This is a genomic window from Citrobacter sp. Ca225, assembly GCF_030337175.1.
In the GTDB taxonomy this organism is placed as follows: domain Bacteria; phylum Pseudomonadota; class Gammaproteobacteria; order Enterobacterales; family Enterobacteriaceae; genus Citrobacter_A; species Citrobacter_A amalonaticus.
This window is the reverse complement of sequence record NZ_JAOWCD010000061.1, coordinates 25834-43389: the sequence shown is the minus strand read 5'-3', so window position 1 is coordinate 43389 and position 17556 is coordinate 25834. Positions and strand designations below refer to the sequence as shown.

At 55.8% G+C, this 17556-nt stretch carries 15 protein-coding genes and 1 pseudogene; 10 read left to right on the top strand and 6 right to left on the bottom strand.

The genetic code is table 11. The features are described from left to right. Positions 1 to 81 precede the first annotated feature (81 nt). The 4 genes from fhuA to fhuB are packed head-to-tail and all read left to right on the top strand — an operon-like array spanning position 82 to position 6048. Positions 82 to 2334, top strand: coding sequence for a ferrichrome porin FhuA (gene fhuA / locus OGW13_RS06980; RefSeq protein ID WP_042997883.1), 2253 nt, complete (start codon positions 82 to 84; stop codon positions 2332 to 2334). Positions 2335 to 2381: 47 nt separating this feature from the next. Then, positions 2382 to 3179: a Fe3+-hydroxamate ABC transporter ATP-binding protein FhuC gene (gene fhuC / locus OGW13_RS06975; RefSeq protein WP_109739884.1), complete on the top strand. Its 798-nt coding sequence runs from the start codon at positions 2382 to 2384 to the stop codon at positions 3177 to 3179. Next, complete coding sequence (gene fhuD / locus OGW13_RS06970; RefSeq protein ID WP_042997881.1) at positions 3179 to 4069, top strand: Fe(3+)-hydroxamate ABC transporter substrate-binding protein FhuD; 891 nt, start codon at positions 3179 to 3181, stop codon at positions 4067 to 4069. The genes fhuC and fhuD overlap by 1 nt, the downstream gene beginning before the upstream one ends. Then, complete coding sequence (gene fhuB, locus OGW13_RS06965; RefSeq protein WP_109739885.1) at positions 4066 to 6048, top strand: Fe(3+)-hydroxamate ABC transporter permease FhuB; 1983 nt, start codon at positions 4066 to 4068, stop codon at positions 6046 to 6048. The genes fhuD and fhuB overlap by 4 nt, the downstream gene beginning before the upstream one ends. Before the next feature lie 111 nt (positions 6049 to 6159). Here the strand turns inward: fhuB and hemL are convergent, their stop codons facing one another. Next, positions 6160 to 7440, bottom strand: coding sequence for a glutamate-1-semialdehyde 2,1-aminomutase (gene hemL / locus OGW13_RS06960; RefSeq protein WP_042997879.1), 1281 nt, complete (start codon positions 7438 to 7440; stop codon positions 6160 to 6162). Positions 7441 to 7608: 168 nt separating this feature from the next. Here hemL and clcA point away from each other — a divergent pair, with 168 nt between their 5' ends. From clcA to erpA, 3 genes and pseudogenes are all read left to right on the top strand, one after another. After that, positions 7609 to 9030 (top strand): H(+)/Cl(-) exchange transporter ClcA, encoded by a 1422-nt coding sequence (gene clcA, locus OGW13_RS06955; RefSeq protein ID WP_042997878.1) that lies wholly within the window; start codon positions 7609 to 7611, stop codon positions 9028 to 9030. 31 nt (positions 9031 to 9061) lie between these two features. Beyond that, positions 9062 to 9115, top strand: a pseudogene (gene yadW / locus OGW13_RS25690) (small protein YadW); the annotation flags it as partial. Next, the gene (gene erpA, locus OGW13_RS06950; protein WP_042997877.1) at positions 9112 to 9456 is read left to right on the top strand and encodes an iron-sulfur cluster insertion protein ErpA; all 345 of its coding nucleotides are present in this window, start codon (positions 9112 to 9114) and stop codon (positions 9454 to 9456) included. The pseudogene yadW and the gene erpA, both read left to right, overlap by 4 nt. Before the next feature lie 66 nt (positions 9457 to 9522). On the opposite strand, the gene OGW13_RS06945 is transcribed toward erpA, so the two are convergent. From OGW13_RS06945 to mtnN, 3 genes are read right to left on the bottom strand one after another with little or no spacing between them, the layout of a single operon-like run. Continuing rightward, positions 9523 to 10146 carry a TRIC cation channel family protein gene (locus OGW13_RS06945; RefSeq protein WP_042997876.1) on the bottom strand — a complete coding sequence of 208 codons (624 nt, stop codon included), beginning with the start codon at positions 10144 to 10146 and terminating at the stop codon, positions 9523 to 9525. A 36-nt stretch (positions 10147 to 10182) separates the two neighbouring features. Then, on the bottom strand, positions 10183 to 10983 hold the full coding sequence (gene btuF / locus OGW13_RS06940; protein WP_042997875.1) for a vitamin B12 ABC transporter substrate-binding protein BtuF: 801 nt from the start codon (positions 10981 to 10983) through the stop codon (positions 10183 to 10185). Next, positions 10976 to 11674: a 5'-methylthioadenosine/S-adenosylhomocysteine nucleosidase gene (gene mtnN, locus OGW13_RS06935; RefSeq protein ID WP_044255386.1), complete on the bottom strand. Its 699-nt coding sequence runs from the start codon at positions 11672 to 11674 to the stop codon at positions 10976 to 10978. The genes btuF and mtnN overlap by 8 nt, the downstream gene beginning before the upstream one ends. Positions 11675 to 11756: 82 nt before the next feature. Between mtnN and dgt the strand changes: the two genes are divergently transcribed. From dgt to cdaR, 3 genes are all read left to right on the top strand, one after another. Next, a complete protein-coding gene (dgt, locus tag OGW13_RS06930; RefSeq protein WP_042997873.1) occupies positions 11757 to 13274 on the top strand; it encodes a dGTPase in 1518 nt (505 codons plus the stop codon). 129 nt (positions 13275 to 13403) lie between these two features. Further along, positions 13404 to 14831 carry a serine endoprotease DegP gene (gene degP, locus OGW13_RS06925; RefSeq protein WP_044255385.1) on the top strand — a complete coding sequence of 476 codons (1428 nt, stop codon included), beginning with the start codon at positions 13404 to 13406 and terminating at the stop codon, positions 14829 to 14831. Positions 14832 to 14981: 150 nt separating this feature from the next. Further along, a complete protein-coding gene (gene cdaR / locus OGW13_RS06920) occupies positions 14982 to 16139 on the top strand; it encodes a DNA-binding transcriptional regulator CdaR (RefSeq protein ID WP_044255383.1) in 1158 nt (385 codons plus the stop codon). 94 nt (positions 16140 to 16233) lie between these two features. Here the strand turns inward: cdaR and OGW13_RS06915 are convergent, their stop codons facing one another. Together OGW13_RS06915 and dapD are read right to left on the bottom strand one after the other, a co-directional pair. Continuing rightward, the gene (locus tag OGW13_RS06915) at positions 16234 to 16620 is read right to left on the bottom strand and encodes a DUF3461 family protein (protein WP_042997870.1); all 387 of its coding nucleotides are present in this window, start codon (positions 16618 to 16620) and stop codon (positions 16234 to 16236) included. Positions 16621 to 16729: 109 nt separating this feature from the next. Then, entirely contained in the window at positions 16730 to 17554 is an 825-nt protein-coding gene (dapD, locus tag OGW13_RS06910; protein ID WP_042997869.1) for a 2,3,4,5-tetrahydropyridine-2,6-dicarboxylate N-succinyltransferase, read from the bottom strand. Positions 17555 to 17556: the final 2 nt, after the last annotated feature.

Genomic DNA, 17556 nt, shown 5'->3' with positions numbered 1-17556 from the left:
GCCGCGTTTCGAATATTATTCTGCCGTCATAATAATAATTCTCGTTTACGTTATCATTCACTTTCCATCAGAGATATACCAATGGCGCGTCAAAAAACTGCTCAGCCAAAACACTCGCTGCGTAAAATTGCAGTCGTAGTAGCCACAGCGGTTAGCGGCATGTCTGTCTATGCACAGGCGGCGGTTGAACCGAAAAAAGAAGACACTATCACCGTCACTGCGGCTCCTGCTCCGCAGGAAAGTGCATGGGGACCGGCGGCAACCATCGCGGCACGCCAGTCAGCCACCGCGACCAAAACGGATACCCCGATTCAGAAAGTTCCCCAGTCTATTTCTGTGGTGACTGCCGAAGAGATGGCGCTACACCAGCCGAAGTCCGTGAAAGAGGCGCTCAGCTATACCCCAGGCGTTGCCGTGGGCACGCGTGGCGCATCTAACACCTATGACTACCTGATCATTCGCGGTTTCGCTGCCGACGGCCAAAGCCAGAATAACTATCTGAATGGCCTGAAGATGCAGGGGAACTTTTACAACGATGCGGTGATTGATCCTTATATGCTGGAACGCGCGGAAGTGATGCGTGGGCCGGTTTCTGTTCTGTACGGTAAGAGCAACCCAGGCGGTTTGTTGAACATGGTCAGCAAGCGTCCAACCACCGAGCCGCTGAAAGAAGTTCAGTTTAAAATGGGCACTAACAGCCTGTTCCAGACCGGTTTTGACTTCAGCGATGCGCTGGATGACGACGGCGTTTACTCTTATCGCTTAACGGGTCTGGCCCGCTCGGCGAATGCGCAGCAGCAGGGGGCGGAAGAACAGCGTTATGCTATTGCGCCGTCCTTTAGCTGGCGTCCGGATGACAAAACCAACTTCACGTTCCTGTCCTACTTCCAGAACGAACCTGAGACCGGTTACTACGGTTGGCTGCCGAAAGAGGGGACTGTCAGCACGCTGCCGAACGGTAAGCGTCTGTCGACAGACTTCAACGAAGGCGCGAAAAACAATACCTACTCTCGTAATGAGAAGATGGTCGGTTATAGCTTCGACCATGAATTCAACGATACGTTTACCGTGCGTCAGAACTTGCGTTACGCGGAAAACAAAGTGTCGCAGAACAGTGTATATGGTTACGGCATGTGTTCCGATCCGCTCTATTCGAGCAACCCGAGCACCAGCCCTTGCGCCAGCGTACCGCAGTCACAGTGGGGGCATACGCTGACCCGTCAGTATGTGGATGATAACGAAAAACTGCAGAACTTCTCTGTGGATACCCAACTGCAAAGCAAGTTTGCGACCGGTTCTCTGGATCATACCCTGCTGACCGGCGTTGATTTTATGCGTATGCGTAACGACATCGACTCCTGGTTTGGCTGGGCTGGTTCAGTTGCGCCATCTGACATCTACAACCTTGATCGCAGTGATTTCGACTTCGGATCCCATCCAGGGCCTGGCGCCGCCTATCGCGTGCTGAACAAGCAGAAGCAGACCGGCGTGTACGCCCAGGATCAGATGCAGTGGGATAAAGTGCTGGTGACGTTGGGCGGACGTTATGACTGGGCGCAGCAGGATACTCTGGATCGTGAAGCGAATACTCAGCACTCGCGTAATGATAACGAGTTTACCTGGCGCGGCGGCGTAAACTACCTGTTCGACAACGGCGTGACTCCGTACTTCAGCTACAGCGAGTCGTTCGAACCGGCTTCTACCGTGGGCGCGAACGGCAGCATCTTTGCGCCGTCTAAAGGCAAGCAGTACGAAGCGGGCGTGAAATATGTCCCGAACGATCGTCCGATCGTGATCACCGGTGCGGTCTATCAGTTGACCAAAACCAACAACCTGATGGCCGATCCTAACGGTTCGTTCTTCTCGGTTGAAGGCGGTGAGATTCGTTCACGCGGCGTTGAAGTGGAAGCAAAAGCGGCGCTGTCTGCCAGCGTTAACGTGGTCGGTTCCTACACTTATACGGATGCGGAATACACCACCGACACCAACTACAAAGGCAACACCCCGGCGCAGGTGCCAAAACATATGGCGTCGCTATGGGGCGATTACACGATGTTTGACGGCCCGCTTTCCGGTCTGACTCTGGGCACCGGCGTTCGCTATACCAGCTCCAGCTATGGCGATCCGGCTAACTCCTTTAAAGTCGGCAGCTACACCCTGGTGGATGCGCTGGTTCGGTACGATCTGGCACGCCTTGGCATGGCAGGTTCCAACGTCGCGCTGCATGTCAACAACCTGTTTGACCGCGAATACGTCGCCAGCTGCTTTAACACCTATGGCTGCTTCTGGGGCGCGGAACGTCAGGTCGTTGCTACCGCAACCTTCCGTTTCTAATTTTTCTTTGGGCACGCATTGCGTGCCCGCTTTACAAGTTGGCCGCTATGCAGGAACAGACTCATCATCCCGATACCACGTTTGCACTGCGTGATGTCTCCTTTCGCGTGCCAGGTCGCACGCTTCTGCACCCTCTGTCGTTAACTTTTCCCGTCGGTAAAGTGACTGGCCTGATTGGTCACAATGGTTCAGGTAAATCCACGTTGTTAAAAATGTTGGGTCGCCATCAGCCGCCGTCAGAAGGGGATATCCTGCTCGATGCGCAACCGCTGAACAGTTGGAACAGCAAAGCGTTTGCCCGTAAGGTGGCGTATTTACCGCAGCAGTTGCCGCAGGCGGAAGGGATGACCGTACGTGAACTGGTGGCGATTGGTCGCTATCCGTGGCACGGGGCGCTGGGCCGTTTTGGCGTCGCAGACAGAGAAAAAGTGGAAGAGGCGATCACGCTGGTTGGGTTAAAACCCCTGGCGCATCGTCTGGTCGACAGTCTTTCCGGCGGTGAACGTCAGCGCGCGTGGATTGCGATGCTGGTGGCGCAGGACAGTCGCTGTCTGCTGCTCGATGAACCCACCTCGGCGCTGGATATTGCCCACCAGGTGGATGTGCTGGCGCTGGTTCATCGACTCAGCCAGGAGCGTGGCCTGACGGTGATCGCTGTGCTGCATGATATCAACATGGCTGCCCGCTACTGTGACTACTTAGTCGCCTTGCGCGGGGGCGAAATGATTGCCCAGGGAACGCCCGCCGACCTAATGCGTAGCGAAACCCTGGAACGTATTTATGGCATCCCGATGGGGATCCTGCCGCATCCGGCAGGCGCTGCACCTGTGAGTTTTGTGTATTGATGAGCGGCTTACACCACATAACACGTCGTCGTTTATTAACGGCGATGGCACTTTCCCCGCTGCTCTGGCAGATGAAACCGGCGCGCGCAGCCGCTGTCGATCCACATCGTATCGTGGCGCTGGAGTGGCTGCCGGTCGAGCTGTTGCTGGCGCTTGGCGTGACGCCCTATGGCGTGGCAGACATTCCTAACTACCGCCTGTGGGTGAATGAACCGCCGCTGCCTGCGTCGGTGATTGATGTCGGATTACGCACTGAGCCGAACCTTGAGCTGCTGACCGAAATGAAACCCTCCTATATGTTCTGGTCGACAGGGTACGGCCCTTCTCCCGAAACGCTGGCGCGAATTGCGCCCGGACGTGGCTTCAACTTCAGCGATGGCAAACAGCCCTTAGCCGTGGCGCGTCGATCTCTGATCGATATGGCGCAGATGCTGAATCTGGAATCTGCAGCTGAGCGACATCTGGCGGAATACGACCAGTTTATCGCCAGCCGGAAATCGCGCTTTGTGCAGCGTGGAGAACGCCCGCTGCTGTTGATCACTCTCCTCGATCCTCGCCATATGCTGGTTTTCGGCCCGAACTGCCTGTTCCAGGACGTGCTGGATGAATACGGGATTCGCAACGCCTGGCAGGGAGAAACCAATTTCTGGGGCAGTACGGTGGTCGGGATCGATCGCCTTGCAGCCTACAAAGATGCCGATGTGCTTTGCTTTGATCATGGGAATAACAAAGAAATGGCCACGCTGATGGCAACGCCGCTCTGGCAGGCGATGCCGTTCGTGCGTGAAGGGCGTTTCCAGCGCGTACCGCCCGTGTGGTTTTATGGCGCCACACTGTCGACCATGAATTTTGTCCGTATTCTGGATAATGCGCTGGGGGGCAAGGCGTGAGTCAACGTATTGCACGTTTCCCGGCGTTATTGCTGGCGCTGTTGTTTATCGTCGCCGTAGGGTTAACCTGGACGAATTTCACCATTGCGCTGCCGCGTACCCAGTGGCAGCAGGCGCTGTGGTCACCGGATATCGACGTCATCGAGCAGATGATTTTCCATTACAGCCTTCTCCCTCGTCTGGTGATCTCCCTGCTGGTTGGGGCCGGGCTGGGTCTGGTTGGCGTGCTCTTTCAACAGGTGCTGCGTAACCCGCTGGCCGAACCGACCACGCTGGGCGTGGCGACCGGCGCACAGTTAGGGATGACGGTCACGACATTGTGGGCGATACCGGGCGTGATGGCCGGGCAGTTTGCCGCTCTGGCGGGCGCCTGTATTGTCGGGGCGCTGGTGTTTGGCGTCGCCTGGGGAAAACGACTTTCTCCCGTCACGCTGATCCTCGCCGGTCTGGTGGTCAGTCTGTACTGCGGGGCCATCAACCAACTGTTAGTCATCTTTCACCACGATCAGTTGCAGAGCATGTTCCTGTGGAGTACCGGAACGTTGACGCAAACTGACTGGGGCGGTGTGCAGCGTCTGTGGCCGCAGCTGCTGGGCGGCGTCATGCTCACTCTGTTGTTGTTGCGCCCGCTAACCCTGATGGGGCTGGATGATGGCGTTGCGCGCAACTTAGGGCTGGCGCTGTCGCTGGCGCGTCTGGCGGCGCTGACGCTGGCGATTGTACTTAGCGCGCTGCTGGTCAATGCGGTAGGGATTATCGGTTTTATCGGTCTGTTTGCGCCGCTGTTGGCGAAAATGCTGGGCGCGCGTCGTCTGCTGGCGCGCCTGATGCTGGCTCCGCTGATTGGGGCGCTGATTCTGTGGCTGTCCGATCAGGTTATTCTCTGGCTGACCCGCGTATGGATGGAAGTGTCCACCGGTTCTGTGACGGCACTGATCGGCGCACCGCTGCTGCTGTGGCTGCTACCGCGCCTGCGTAGTATGAGCGCGCCGGACATGAACGTCAGCGACCGGGTGACGACGGAACGTCAGCATGTGCTGGGTTATGCGCTGATCGGCGGCGTGCTGCTGTTGATCGGGGCATATGTAGCGCTGTCGCTGGGGCGTGACGCGCAGGGCTGGAGCTTGGCCAGCGGCGTGCAACTGGAAGAACTGATGCCCTGGCGCTGGCCGCGCATTCTGGCGGCGATGATCGCCGGGGTGATGCTGGCGGTGGCGGGGTGTATCATCCAGCGGCTGACCGGGAACCCGATGGCGAGTCCTGAGGTGCTGGGGATCAGCTCCGGCGCGGCGTTCGGCGTTGTGCTGATGCTGTTTCTGGTGCCGGGCGATGCGTTTGGCTGGCTGTTGCCCGCCGGGAGTCTCGGTGCTGCCGCCACGCTGTTGATCATTATGATTGCCGCCGGACGGGGAGGGTTCTCCCCCCACCGTATGCTGCTGGCCGGGATGGCGCTCAGCACGGCCTTCACCATGCTGCTGATGATGCTACAGGCAAGCGGCGATCCGCGCATGGCCGGGGTACTGACCTGGATCTCCGGTTCGACCTATAATGCGACGGGTCAGCAGGTGCTGCATACAGGGGTGGTGATGGCGATCCTGCTGGCGATCACGCCACTGTGCCGTCGCTGGTTGACGATTTTGCCGCTGGGCGGTGATACCGCCCGTGCAGTCGGTATCGCGCTGACACCGTCGCGGGTTGGCCTGCTGCTGCTGGCAGCCAGTCTGACGGCTGCCGCCACAATGACAATCGGCCCACTGAGTTTTGTCGGGCTGATGGCGCCGCATATCGCGCGGATGTTAGGTTTTCGTCGAACGATGCCGCATATTGTGATGTCGGCGCTGGCGGGAGGATTATTGCTCATCTTTGCCGACTGGTGCGGGCGGATGGTGCTGTTTCCGTATCAGATCCCGGCGGGGATACTCTCGACGTTTATCGGTGCGCCGTACTTTATTTATCTGTTACGTAAGCAGAGTCGTTGATTCGGATGTTTTTCGTGTAGGCCAGATAAGACGCTTCGCGTCGCCATCCGGCAATAAAAAAGCCGGGTGGCGGCTTCGCCTTACCCGGCCTACGGTTTAAAACGTACTCTATTACAGCTTTGCAAACACCCGACGCGCGGCGTCGATAGTGTTATTGATGTCTTCCATGCTGTGCGCTACGGACATAAAGCCCGCTTCAAACGCGGATGGCGCAAGGTAAATCCCCTCGTCCAGCATCATGTGGAAGAAGCGCTTGAAGCGTTCCACGTCACAGGCCATCACGTCCTGATAGCAGGTGACAGTTTTCGCGTCGGTGAAGAAAATCCCGAACATGCCGCCAACGTGGTTAACGACCAGCGGGATCGCGGTTTCCTCTGCCGCTTCCAGCAGACCTTCCGCCAGGCGCGTCGTGAGTTCATCCAGCGTTTCGTGAATGCCCGGCTGCGCCACTTCGGTCAGACAGGCAAAACCGGCCGCCATGGCAATGGGATTGCCGGAGAGGGTGCCCGCCTGATAAACCGGGCCGGTCGGGGCCAGCGCGTCCATCACGTCGCGACGACCGCCGAACGCTCCTACAGGCATACCGCCGCCAATGATTTTGCCCAGACAGGTCAGATCCGGCACCACGCTGTAGTAATCCTGTGCGCCAGCCAGCGCCACGCGGAAGCCGGTCATCACTTCGTCGATAATCAGCAGCGCGCCGAACTCATCGCACAGTGCGCGCAGACCCGGCAGGAATTCCGGCAGCGGCGGGATGCAGTTCATATTGCCTGCCACTGGCTCAACGATGATACAGGCGATCTCCTGCGGGAACTGCTCGAACGCGGCACGCACGGAATTGAGATCGTTATAAGTACAGGTCAGGGTATGCTTTGCAAAATCTGCCGGCACGCCGGGAGAGTTCGGCTGGCCCAGCGTCAGTGCGCCGGAGCCGGCTTTTACCAGCAGACAGTCCGCGTGGCCGTGGTAGCAGCCTTCAAATTTGATGATCTTATCGCGGCCAGTGAAACCACGCGCCAGACGAATGGCGCTCATGGTCGCTTCGGTACCGGAGTTGACCATTCGTACCATGTCCATCGTCGGTACCAGTTCGGTCACAAGCTCCGCCATTTTGACTTCCATCTCGGTCGGCGCGCCGAAGCTCAGGCCGCGCTCAGCCGCTTCGATCACCGCGTTGCGGATCGCCGGATGGTTGTGTCCCAGCACCATCGGTCCCCAGGAGCCGACGTAATCGATATAGGCTTTGCCATCGACATCGTACAGATACGCGCCGTCCGCTTTTTCGATAAACAGCGGAGTACCACCCACGCCAGTAAAGGCGCGAACAGGGGAGTTAACGCCGCCGGGGATTAGCTCGCGTGCTGCGCTGTAGAGGTTTTCAGACTTACTCATGGATGGGTTCCTGGTTCGTAGAAAAAGTGAATGCCCGCTATTCTAGTTATTCAGAGAAGGTTATGAAAGTTTTGCGCATTTGAAACATTACGATTTGCAGGGGATTTTCGGGTAAGAGGCGAGTACAATGCCGCCTCTGCATTTGTATTACCAATTAATGATCATCTGATGAAGACAGAAACTCCCTCTTTTGAAGCACAGCAAATTGTGCGCTTACGGCGCAGGGACCAAATCCGTCGACTGCTGGAACGAGATAAAACGCCGCTGGCGATCTTAATGATGGCGGCAGTGGTGGGGACGCTTACCGGTCTGGCAGGCGTGGCGTTCGAAAAAGCGGTGAGCTGGGTGCAAAACCTGCGTATCGGTGCGCTAGTGAATGTGGCTGACCATCCGATGCTGCTCTGGCCGCTGGCGTTTATTCTCTCTGCATTACTGGCGATGGTCGGCTATTTTCTGGTGCGTAAATTTGCGCCGGAAGCTGGCGGGTCGGGGATCCCGGAGATCGAAGGGGCGCTGGAAGAGCTTCGCCCCGTCCGCTGGTGGCGTGTGCTGCCGGTGAAGTTTATCGGTGGGATGGGCACGCTGGGTGCAGGGATGGTGCTGGGACGCGAAGGGCCGACGGTACAAATCGGCGGAAATATTGGCCGCATGGTGCTGGATATCTTCCGCATGCGTAGCGCCGAAGCGCGCCATACGCTGTTGGCAACCGGGGCAGCGGCAGGGCTTTCTGCCGCCTTCAACGCACCGTTGGCGGGCATTCTGTTTATCATTGAGGAGATGCGCCCGCAGTTTCGCTATAACCTTATCTCGATCAAAGCCGTCTTTACCGGCGTGATCATGTCGAGCATTGTTTTCCGCATTTTCAACGGTGAATCGCCGATCATCGAAGTGGGGAAACTGTCCAACGCACCGGTCAATACGCTGTGGCTGTATCTGATCCTCGGGATGATTTTTGGCTGTGTAGGACCGGTTTTCAATAAGCTGGTGCTGCGTACTCAGGATATGTTCCAGCGCTTTCACCATGGAAACACCACTAAATGGGTGCTGATGGGCGGGGCGATTGGCGGTCTGTGTGGCATTTTGGGGCTGATTGAACCAGCGGCGGCTGGCGGCGGTTTTAACCTTATCCCTATTGCGGCGGCGGGCAATTTTAGCGTCGGACTGTTGCTGTTTATCTTTATCGCGCGAGTGATCACCACGTTGCTCTGTTTTTCTTCCGGTGCGCCCGGCGGGATCTTTGCGCCGATGCTGGCGCTGGGTACGTTGTTGGGCACCGCATTTGGTATGGCAGCAGCGGCAGGCTTTCCGCATTATCAGCTTGAGGCCGGAACGTTCGCCATTGCCGGAATGGGCGCGTTGCTGGCGGCATCGGTGCGCGCGCCGTTGACCGGGATTGTGCTGGTGCTGGAGATGACCGATAACTATCAGCTCATTTTGCCAATGATTATTACCTGTCTTGGCGCAACACTATTAGCACAATTCCTGGGCGGAAAACCGCTATACTCCACTATCCTTGCCCGCACGCTGGCGAAGCAGGAAGCGGAGCAGGCGGCAAAAAGTCAGACGACCACCGCTGGCGAGAATACTTGAATGAAATACCAGGGTATTAGATAATGGCGTTAATATTGGGTCAGAATTTGCCCAATTGCCGATGTCGTTTGGAGCAAAAATATGAGTGATGACGTAGCGCTGCCACTGCAATTTACTGAAGCAGCAGCCAATAAAGTAAAAAGCCTGATCGCGGACGAAGAAAACCCGAACCTGAAACTGCGTGTCTATATCACCGGTGGCGGTTGCAGCGGTTTCCAGTATGGTTTTACCTTTGATGACCAGGTCAACGAAGGCGATATGACCATCGAGAAACAGGGCGTTGGCCTGGTGGTTGACCCTATGAGCCTGCAGTATCTGGTCGGCGGTTCCGTTGACTACACCGAAGGTCTGGAAGGTTCTCGTTTTGTAGTTACCAACCCGAATGCGAAAAGCACCTGCGGGTGTGGCTCTTCCTTCAGCATCTGAGTGCTGTCTGTAATGCGCCCGGTAAGCGCAGGCGCTACCGGGCAAAGCGCCTAATCCGGCCTGGATTTAACGGCTATTCTCATCTAACGCAAATGTCGGCAGCTTCAGATGCCAGCGGATCGCCGCGAGGCGAATGACCAGCGTCACAACCATCCCCATCATACTGGCGGCTTCCAGCGGCATCGCGAAGGTGTAATACGCGGTTGCGTGGACAATCCCGCCGATAATACAGGCCGTTGCGTAGATTTCCGTACGCAGGATCATCGGGATTTCTCGTGCCAGCACATCGCGAATAATACCGCCGCCCACGCCGGTGATGACACCCATACAGATAGCCACCAGCGGCCCCGTCCCTGCTATAAACGCTTTGTTGACGCCGATCCCGACAAACACCGCCAGGCCGACGGCGTCCAGCACCGGCAGCATCCATTTAGGCAAGCGTCTGGGCTGACGCACCAGCAGGATCGTCAACATGCTGGTGACCATCGCCACCACCAGATCGGTTGGGTCTTTAACCCAGAAAACGGGACCGTTATCTAATGCCATATCACGGATCGTCCCGCCGCCCACGGCGGTAACGACGCCCAATACCAGCACGCCAAACGGGTCCATACGCAGTTTCCCGGCCAGTAACACGCCAGAGATAGCAAATACTGCTGTGCCTACAATATCCAGCCAATAGACGAGCATGATCAAATCCTCACAACACACCTGTTGGGGCAGGCGCTAATTCACCAGGGAAAGCGCATTACAGAGTTGTTTTGCGGCGAGGATAATACGCGGGCTTGCGCGTTCAAACCAGTCACTGTTGAGAGGAATTACCGGAATTTGTAGTTGATCACCCCAGTATTGCTTAATTTTGAGAATTTCACCTGCATCGCCGGCGACAACGATCGCTTGCGGCGCGCGCGCCAGCACCTGTTCACGACTGACCTGCGGCCAGGGAACCCGACTGCCGGCAAAGATGTTTTCTCCCCCGCAGAGCTCAATAACCTCGTTTTGAATCGATCCTTTTCCGCTGGTAAAGGGCGGATTGATACCAAACTGCAAAAACACGCGTTTTTTCGCTTTGCCTGCATACTGAGATTTTAGCTGCGAATAGTCGTCCAGCAAGGTTTGCGCGGCGTGCTTTGCCATTTCGGGATGCGGGCTAAAGTCGGCCAGCTTCTGCAACGTGTCGGCAATCTGTTCGATGGTGACGGCATCGATCCACATGACCTTGATGCCCAGCGAGGAGAGTTGATTGACCTGTCGTTCGGCATTACCGCCGCGCCAGGCGAGGACCAGATCCGGCTTCAGCGCCACAATCCTTTCCAGATTCATGCCTTGCCAGGTCGAGATCTGCTCGATACGTTGCGCCTGTGGCGGATAGTCTGAATAGCTGCTGACGCCAACGGGGGTGATCCCGGCGGCAAAGGCGAGTTCCGTGTTGGCGGGAGAGAGTGAAATCACGCGCGGTGCGGCATGCAGCCACACCGGGAGGGCTAACAGCAGGGCGACAAGCGCCCTGGAGAAGGATTTAGCCATGCGCCAGTTTCTGTACCAGCGATTCAACCATCAGCGTGGATTGCTTCGCGGCAACGGCCAGGAACTCATCAAAGCTGAGATGGGACTGCTGATCGGCAACGTCCGAGATCGCGCGGACCACCACAAACGGTACCTTGAAGTTATGGCAAACGTGCGCAATCGCGGTGGCTTCCATCTCAACGGCAATGGCCTGCGGGAAGTTGTGACGGATTTTCGCCAGCCCCACGGAGCCGTTAATAAAGGCATCGCCGCTGACAATCAAGCCGCGTACCGCGTTCAGGTTCAGCTCAGCGATGCAGGATTCCGCTGCGGCAATCAGTTTTTCATCGGCTTTAAAACCGGCCGGGCAGCCCGGCAGTTGGCCGAACTCATAACCAAATGCGGTGACGTCAGCGTCGTGATAGCGCGCTTCATCAGAGACCACAATGTCGCCCACTTTCAGGGTTGGAGCGAGGCCGCCTGCGGAACCGGTGTTAATAATGACGTCCGGCTTGCAGCGTTCAAGCAGCAGCGTAGCGCCCAGCGCCGCCGCCACTTTACCAATACCGGATTTCAGCAGCGCAACGTCGATTCCGTTAAGCTGACCGGTGTAAATTTCACAACCGCCCAGGGTGAGAGTTTGACGGTTTTCGATTTTGTCACGCAGCAGCGTAACCTCTTCTTCCATTGCACCAATGATGCCGATTTTCATAGATTTACTCGCGCCAGGTGAGATTTAAAGGCATAGTCTATCATGCGCTTAAGGCGAAGTGCATTCTCACGCGGGAGAGGACATGTCACAGATTGATTTCCGGAAAAAAATAAACTGGCACCGTCGTTTTCGTTCACCGCAAGGGGTCAAAACTGAGCATGAGATCCTGCGCATTTTTGAAAGCGACCGTGGACGCATTATTAACTCTCCGGCGATCCGTCGCCTGCAGCAGAAAACCCAGGTGTTTCCCCTTGAGCGTAATGCCGCCGTGCGTACGCGCCTTACCCATTCGATGGAAGTTCAGCAGGTGGGGCGTTATATCGCCAAAGAGATTTTAAGCCGCCTCAAAGAACAAAAACTGCTGGAACCATACGGCCTGGATGAGTTAACGGGACCGTTTGAGAGCATCGTCGAAATGTCCTGCCTGATGCATGACATTGGCAACCCGCCGTTTGGGCATTTTGGCGAGGCGGCGATCAACGACTGGTTTCGCCAGCGCTTACATCCGGCGGATGCGGAAAGCCAACCCTTAACCGAAGATCGTTGCATTGTGGCGACGTTGCGTCTGCGCGAAGGCGAGGAGTCGTTGAACGATATCCGCCGTAAAGTACGCCAGGACCTGTGTCATTTCGAAGGGAATGCTCAGGGGATTCGGCTGGTACATACCTTGATGCGAATGAACCTGACATGGGCCCAGGTCGGCGGGATCTTAAAATATACCCGTCCGGCATGGTGGCGGGGAGAAACGCCCGCGACGCACAACTATTTAATGAAAAAACCCGGCTATTACCTTTCTGAAGAACCGTATATTGCGAGGTTACGTAAAGAACTCGATCTCGCGGTTTACAGTCGCTTTCCGTTAACGTGGATAATGGAAGCCGCCGACGATATCTCTTATTGCGTCGCCGATCTGGAAGATGCGGTAGAGAAAAGAATCTTCAGCGTTGAGCAACTCTATCATCATTTATATGAGGCCTGGGGGGAGCATGAGAAAGGTTCGCTCTTTGCGCAGGTTGTCGAAAATGCCTGGGACAAATCACGGGCGAATTATCTGAGCCGCAGTACTGAAGATCAATTTTTCATGTATTTGCGGGTGAATACACTTAATAAACTGGTGCCCTACGCCGCGCAGCGTTTTATTGATAACCTGGAACAAATCTTTGACGGAAGGTTTAATCAGGCATTGCTGGAAGACGGCAGCAGCTTTAGTCGCCTGCTGAAAATCTATAAAAATGTTGCGATGAAACATGTGTTTAGCCATCCTGATGTGGAGCAACTCGAATTACAGGGCTATCGGGTGATCAGTGGCTTACTCGATATCTACCGTCCTTTATTAAGCCTGCCGCTTGCGGATTTCAGTGAGCTGGTGGAAAAAGAACGTCTGCAGCGCTTTCCTATCGAATCCCGCTTATTTCAGAAATTGTCAACGCGTCACCGACTGGCCTATGTGGAGGCCGTGGGTAAATTAACACCAGATTCGCCTGAGTATCCCGTGCTGGAATATTATTATCGTTGCCGGCTGATCCAGGATTATATCAGTGGCATGACAGACCTCTATGCATGGGATGAATACCGCCGCCTGATGGCGGTCGAACAATAGACTGAGTTTTGTAAAGACGGACAATAAATTTTTACCTTTTCCATAAACTTCTGTCCGGAACTTAGCGCTATAAAATGAATCTGACGTACACAGCAATTTTGCGTTATCTGTTAATTGAGATTGAGACACATGAAAAAAACCACATTAGCAATGAGTGCACTGGCTCTGAGTTTAGGTTTGGCGTTATCCCCGCTTTCTGCAACGGCGGCTGAAACTGCATCAGCGACGACCGCACAGCAGATGCCAAGTCTGGCACCGATGCTCGAAAAAGTGATGCCATCGGTGGTCAGCATTAACGTGGAAGGTAGCACAACCGTCAATACGCCGCGGATGCCGCGTAATTTCCAGCAGTTCTTTGGTGATGATTCCCCGTTCTGCCAGGACGGTTCCCCGTTCCAGAGTTCGCCTTTCTGCCAGGGCGGCCCGCAGGGCGGTAATGGCGGCGGCCAGCAGCAGAAGTTTATGGCACTGGGTTCCGGTGTCATCATTGATGCCGCGAAAGGCTATGTCGTCACCAACAACCACGTGGTGGATAACGCCACGGTGATTAAGGTTCAACTGAGCGATGGCCGTAAATTCGACGCTAAGATCGTCGGCAAAGACCCGCGCTCTGATATTGCGCTGATCCAGATTCAGGATCCGAAAAACCTGACGGCGATTAAGCTGGCTGACTCCGACACCCTGCGAGTGGGGGATTACACTGTCGCCATCGGTAACCCGTTTGGTCTCGGCGAGACGGTCACTTCCGGTATCGTCTCTGCGCTGGGCCGTAGCGGCCTGAATGCGCAGAACTATGAAAACTTCATTCAGACCGATGCGGCGATCAACCGCGGTAACTCCGGCGGCGCGTTGGTTAACCTGAACGGCGAGTTGATCGGTATTAACACGGCGATCCTCGCGCCGGACGGCGGCAACATCGGTATCGGATTTGCGATCCCGAGCAATATGGTGAAAAACCTGACCTCTCAGATGGTGGAATTCGGCCAGGTGAAACGCGGCGAACTGGGTATCATGGGTACCGAACTGAGCTCCGAACTGGCGAAAGCGATGAAAGTCGATGCACAGCGCGGTGCCTTTGTCAGCCAGGTCATGCCGAACTCGTCCGCTTCGAAGGCCGGTATTAAAGCCGGTGATGTGATCACCTCCCTGAACGGTAAGCCGATCAGCAGCTTTGCCGCACTGCGTGCGCAGGTTGGCACCATGCCGGTGGGCAGCAAAATTACCCTCGGCCTGCTGCGCGACGGTAAGCCGGTTACCGTGAATCTGGAACTGCAGCAGAGCAGCCAGACTCAGGTTGATTCCAGCTCCATCTTCAGCGGTATTGAAGGGGCTGAAATGAGTAATAAAGGTCAGGATAAAGGCGTCGTGGTGAACAACGTGAAAGCGAACACCCCGGCGGCGCAGATTGGCCTCAAGAAAGGGGATGTGATTGTCGGCGCTAACCAGCAGCCGGTGAAAAACATCGCCGAACTGCGTAAAATCCTCGACAGCAAACCGTCTGTCCTGGCGTTGAACATTCAGCGTGGCGACAGCAATATCTACCTGTTGATGCAGTAATCTCCCCAAAACCCCTTCCTGCCACAGGAAGGGGTTTCTTTTTGTGATATTTCCCACAACTCCATACTTCTTCCCTTTGCTTTGTGCATCTGCACAATGTCAGCGTTTGTTATCTTCTTTATGCTGGAGCTCTGCTCACAGGAGGGCTTTATGGCTGGCTGGCATCTTGATACCAAAATGGCGCAGGATATCGTGGCACGCACGATGCGCATTATTGATACCAATATCAACGTGATGGATGCCCGTGGACGGATCATCGGCAGCGGCGATCGCGAGCGAATTGGGGAATTGCACGAAGGCGCGCTGTTAGTCCTCTCTCAGGGCCGCGTGGTGGACATCGATGATGCCGTTGCGCGTCATCTGCATGGCGTTCGTCAGGGGATCAACCTGCCGCTGCGCCTGGAAGGCGAAATTGTGGGCGTGATCGGCCTGACCGGCGAACCGGAACATCTGCGCAAATATGGCGAACTGGTGTGCATGACGGCGGAGATGATGCTGGAGCAGTCGCGCCTGATGCATCTGCTGGCCCAGGACAGTCGCCTGCGTGAAGAGTTGGTGATGAACCTGATTCAGGCGGAAGAGAACACGCCAGCGTTGACCGAGTGGGCGCAACGTTTAGGGATCGACCTCAACCAGCCGCGCGTGGTGGCGGTGGTGGAAGTGGACAGCGGACAACTCGGCGTGGACAGCGCTATGGCGGAGTTGCAGCAGTTACAGAACGCACTGACCACCCCGGAGCGTAATAACCTGATTGCGATCGTTTCGCTGACCGAGATGGTGGTGTTAAAACCGGCGTTGAATTCGTTTGGCCGTTGGGATGCCGAAGATCACCGCAAGCGCGTTGAGCAGCTGATTGCGCGCATGAAAGAGAACGGACAGTTGCGCTTTCGCGTTTCGCTGGGCAACTATTTTACCGGGCCTGGCAGTATCGCGCGTTCGTACCGTACTGCGCGCACGACGATGATGGTCGGCAAACAACGAATGCCGGAAAGCCGCAGCTACTTTTATCAGGACTTAATGCTGCCGGTACTGCTCGACAGTCTGCGCGGCGGCTGGCAGGCCAATGAGCTGGCGCGTCCGTTGGTGCGGCTGAAGGCGATGGACAATAACGGCCTGTTGCGCCGCACTCTGGCGGCGTGGTTTCGCCACAACGTGCAGCCACTGGCAACCTCTAAGGCGCTGTTTATTCACCGGAATACGCTGGAGTATCGACTGAATCGCATCTCGGAATTAACCGGGCTGGATTTGGGGAATTTCGACGATCGGCTGCTGCTGTATGTGGCGTTACAGCTGGATGAGCAGCATTGATTCATTGCCTGATGGGGCTACGCTTATCAGGCCTACCCGGATGTGCCTGTAGGCCTGATAAGGCGTATGACGCCGCCATCCGGCAACAAACTGCTTATTTTCGCGTCAGTTTTTCCAGATCGGCTTCGATTTCGGTGATCTTATTCGCCACCACGCTTTCCAGATGGCGTAAATCATCAAGGATCTTACGTTTCAGATCCACTTCCGTGCGATCGCGCTGGCAGATCTGATCGAGTTCGTCGATCACATAGCGCAGGTTGGGACTGATCTCCTGTACCTCTTTGTATCCCTGACCCACTCCATCGGCAACCACGGTTTTGCGCTGGCGGGGGTATTTAAACTTCACGCTTTTGGCAAAGAACTCACCTTTATCCTTCTGGAAATAGATTTTCAGGATATCGTTATTGGCTTCTTGCCGCAGGCTGTAACGATCGATTTCTTCAGGATTAGTAATGCCCAGACTTTTCAGATTGTCATACATAGCGGTACCCTTAAGCTCACTATAACTATTGAATAATTAACGAAAAGCCCTGTTTCTGCCACTCGCAGATGTAAAAAAAGCGGGCTTAGCCCGCTTTTTCAAATCGCCGTTAGTCGATGGTACGCAATAACTCGTTGATGCCGACCTTGCCACGGGTTTTGGCGTCGACTTTTTTCACAATTACCGCACAGTACAGGCTGTACTTGCCATCTTTCGACGGCAGGTTGCCGGAAACGACAACGGAGCCTGCCGGAACGCGACCATAATGGACTTCACCGGTTTCACGGTCGTAAATGCGGGTGCTCTGACCAATATAAACGCCCATCGAAATCACCGAGCCTTCTTCGACAATCACGCCTTCTACGACTTCAGAACGTGCTCCGATAAAGCAGTTATCTTCGATGATGGTCGGGTTCGCCTGCAGCGGCTCCAGTACGCCACCGATGCCGACGCCGCCGGACAGGTGAACGTTCTTACCGATCTGCGCGCAGGAACCGACGGTTGCCCAGGTATCGACCATCGTGCCTTCATCAACGTAAGCGCCGATGTTGACATAGGACGGCATCAGCACGGTGTTACGGGCGATAAACGCACCCTGACGAACTGCCGCAGGCGGAACCACACGGAAGCCTTCTTTCTGGAAGCGTGCTTCGTCGTAGTCGGCGAATTTCATCGGCACTTTATCGAAGTAGCGGCTTTCCGCGCCATCGATCACCTGGTTATCGTTGATACGGAAAGAGAGCAGCACCGCTTTCTTCAACCACTGGTGAGTCACCCACTGACCGTCTACCTTTTCTGCCACGCGCAGCGCGCCGGAGTCCAGCAGGGAAATCACCTGATTCACCGCTTCACGGGTCACGGTATCCACATTGGCCGGAGTAATGTCGGCACGGCGCTCAAAAGCGGTCTCAATAACGTTCTGTAACTGCTGCATTG

Excerpts from the sequence above, each read along its gene's own strand:
- fhuA (WP_042997883.1), top strand. The coding sequence starts at position 82 with ATGGCGCGTCAAAAAACTGCTCAGCCAAAACACTCGCTGCGTAAAATT.
- fhuC (WP_109739884.1), top strand. The coding sequence starts at position 2,382 with ATGCAGGAACAGACTCATCATCCCGATACCACGTTTGCACTGCGTGAT.
- fhuD (WP_042997881.1), top strand. The coding sequence starts at position 3,179 with ATGAGCGGCTTACACCACATAACACGTCGTCGTTTATTAACGGCGATG.
- hemL (WP_042997879.1), bottom strand. The coding sequence starts at position 7,440 with ATGAGTAAGTCTGAAAACCTCTACAGCGCAGCACGCGAGCTAATCCCC.
- clcA (WP_042997878.1), top strand. The coding sequence starts at position 7,609 with ATGAAGACAGAAACTCCCTCTTTTGAAGCACAGCAAATTGTGCGCTTA.
- erpA (WP_042997877.1), top strand. The coding sequence starts at position 9,112 with ATGAGTGATGACGTAGCGCTGCCACTGCAATTTACTGAAGCAGCAGCC.
- OGW13_RS06945 (WP_042997876.1), bottom strand. The coding sequence starts at position 10,146 with ATGCTCGTCTATTGGCTGGATATTGTAGGCACAGCAGTATTTGCTATC.
- btuF (WP_042997875.1), bottom strand. The coding sequence starts at position 10,983 with ATGGCTAAATCCTTCTCCAGGGCGCTTGTCGCCCTGCTGTTAGCCCTC.
- mtnN (WP_044255386.1), bottom strand. The coding sequence starts at position 11,674 with ATGAAAATCGGCATCATTGGTGCAATGGAAGAAGAGGTTACGCTGCTG.
- dgt (WP_042997873.1), top strand. The coding sequence starts at position 11,757 with ATGTCACAGATTGATTTCCGGAAAAAAATAAACTGGCACCGTCGTTTT.
- degP (WP_044255385.1), top strand. The coding sequence starts at position 13,404 with ATGAAAAAAACCACATTAGCAATGAGTGCACTGGCTCTGAGTTTAGGT.
- cdaR (WP_044255383.1), top strand. The coding sequence starts at position 14,982 with ATGGCTGGCTGGCATCTTGATACCAAAATGGCGCAGGATATCGTGGCA.
- OGW13_RS06915 (WP_042997870.1), bottom strand. The coding sequence starts at position 16,620 with ATGTATGACAATCTGAAAAGTCTGGGCATTACTAATCCTGAAGAAATC.
- dapD (WP_042997869.1), bottom strand. The coding sequence starts at position 17,554 with ATGCAGCAGTTACAGAACGTTATTGAGACCGCTTTTGAGCGCCGTGCC.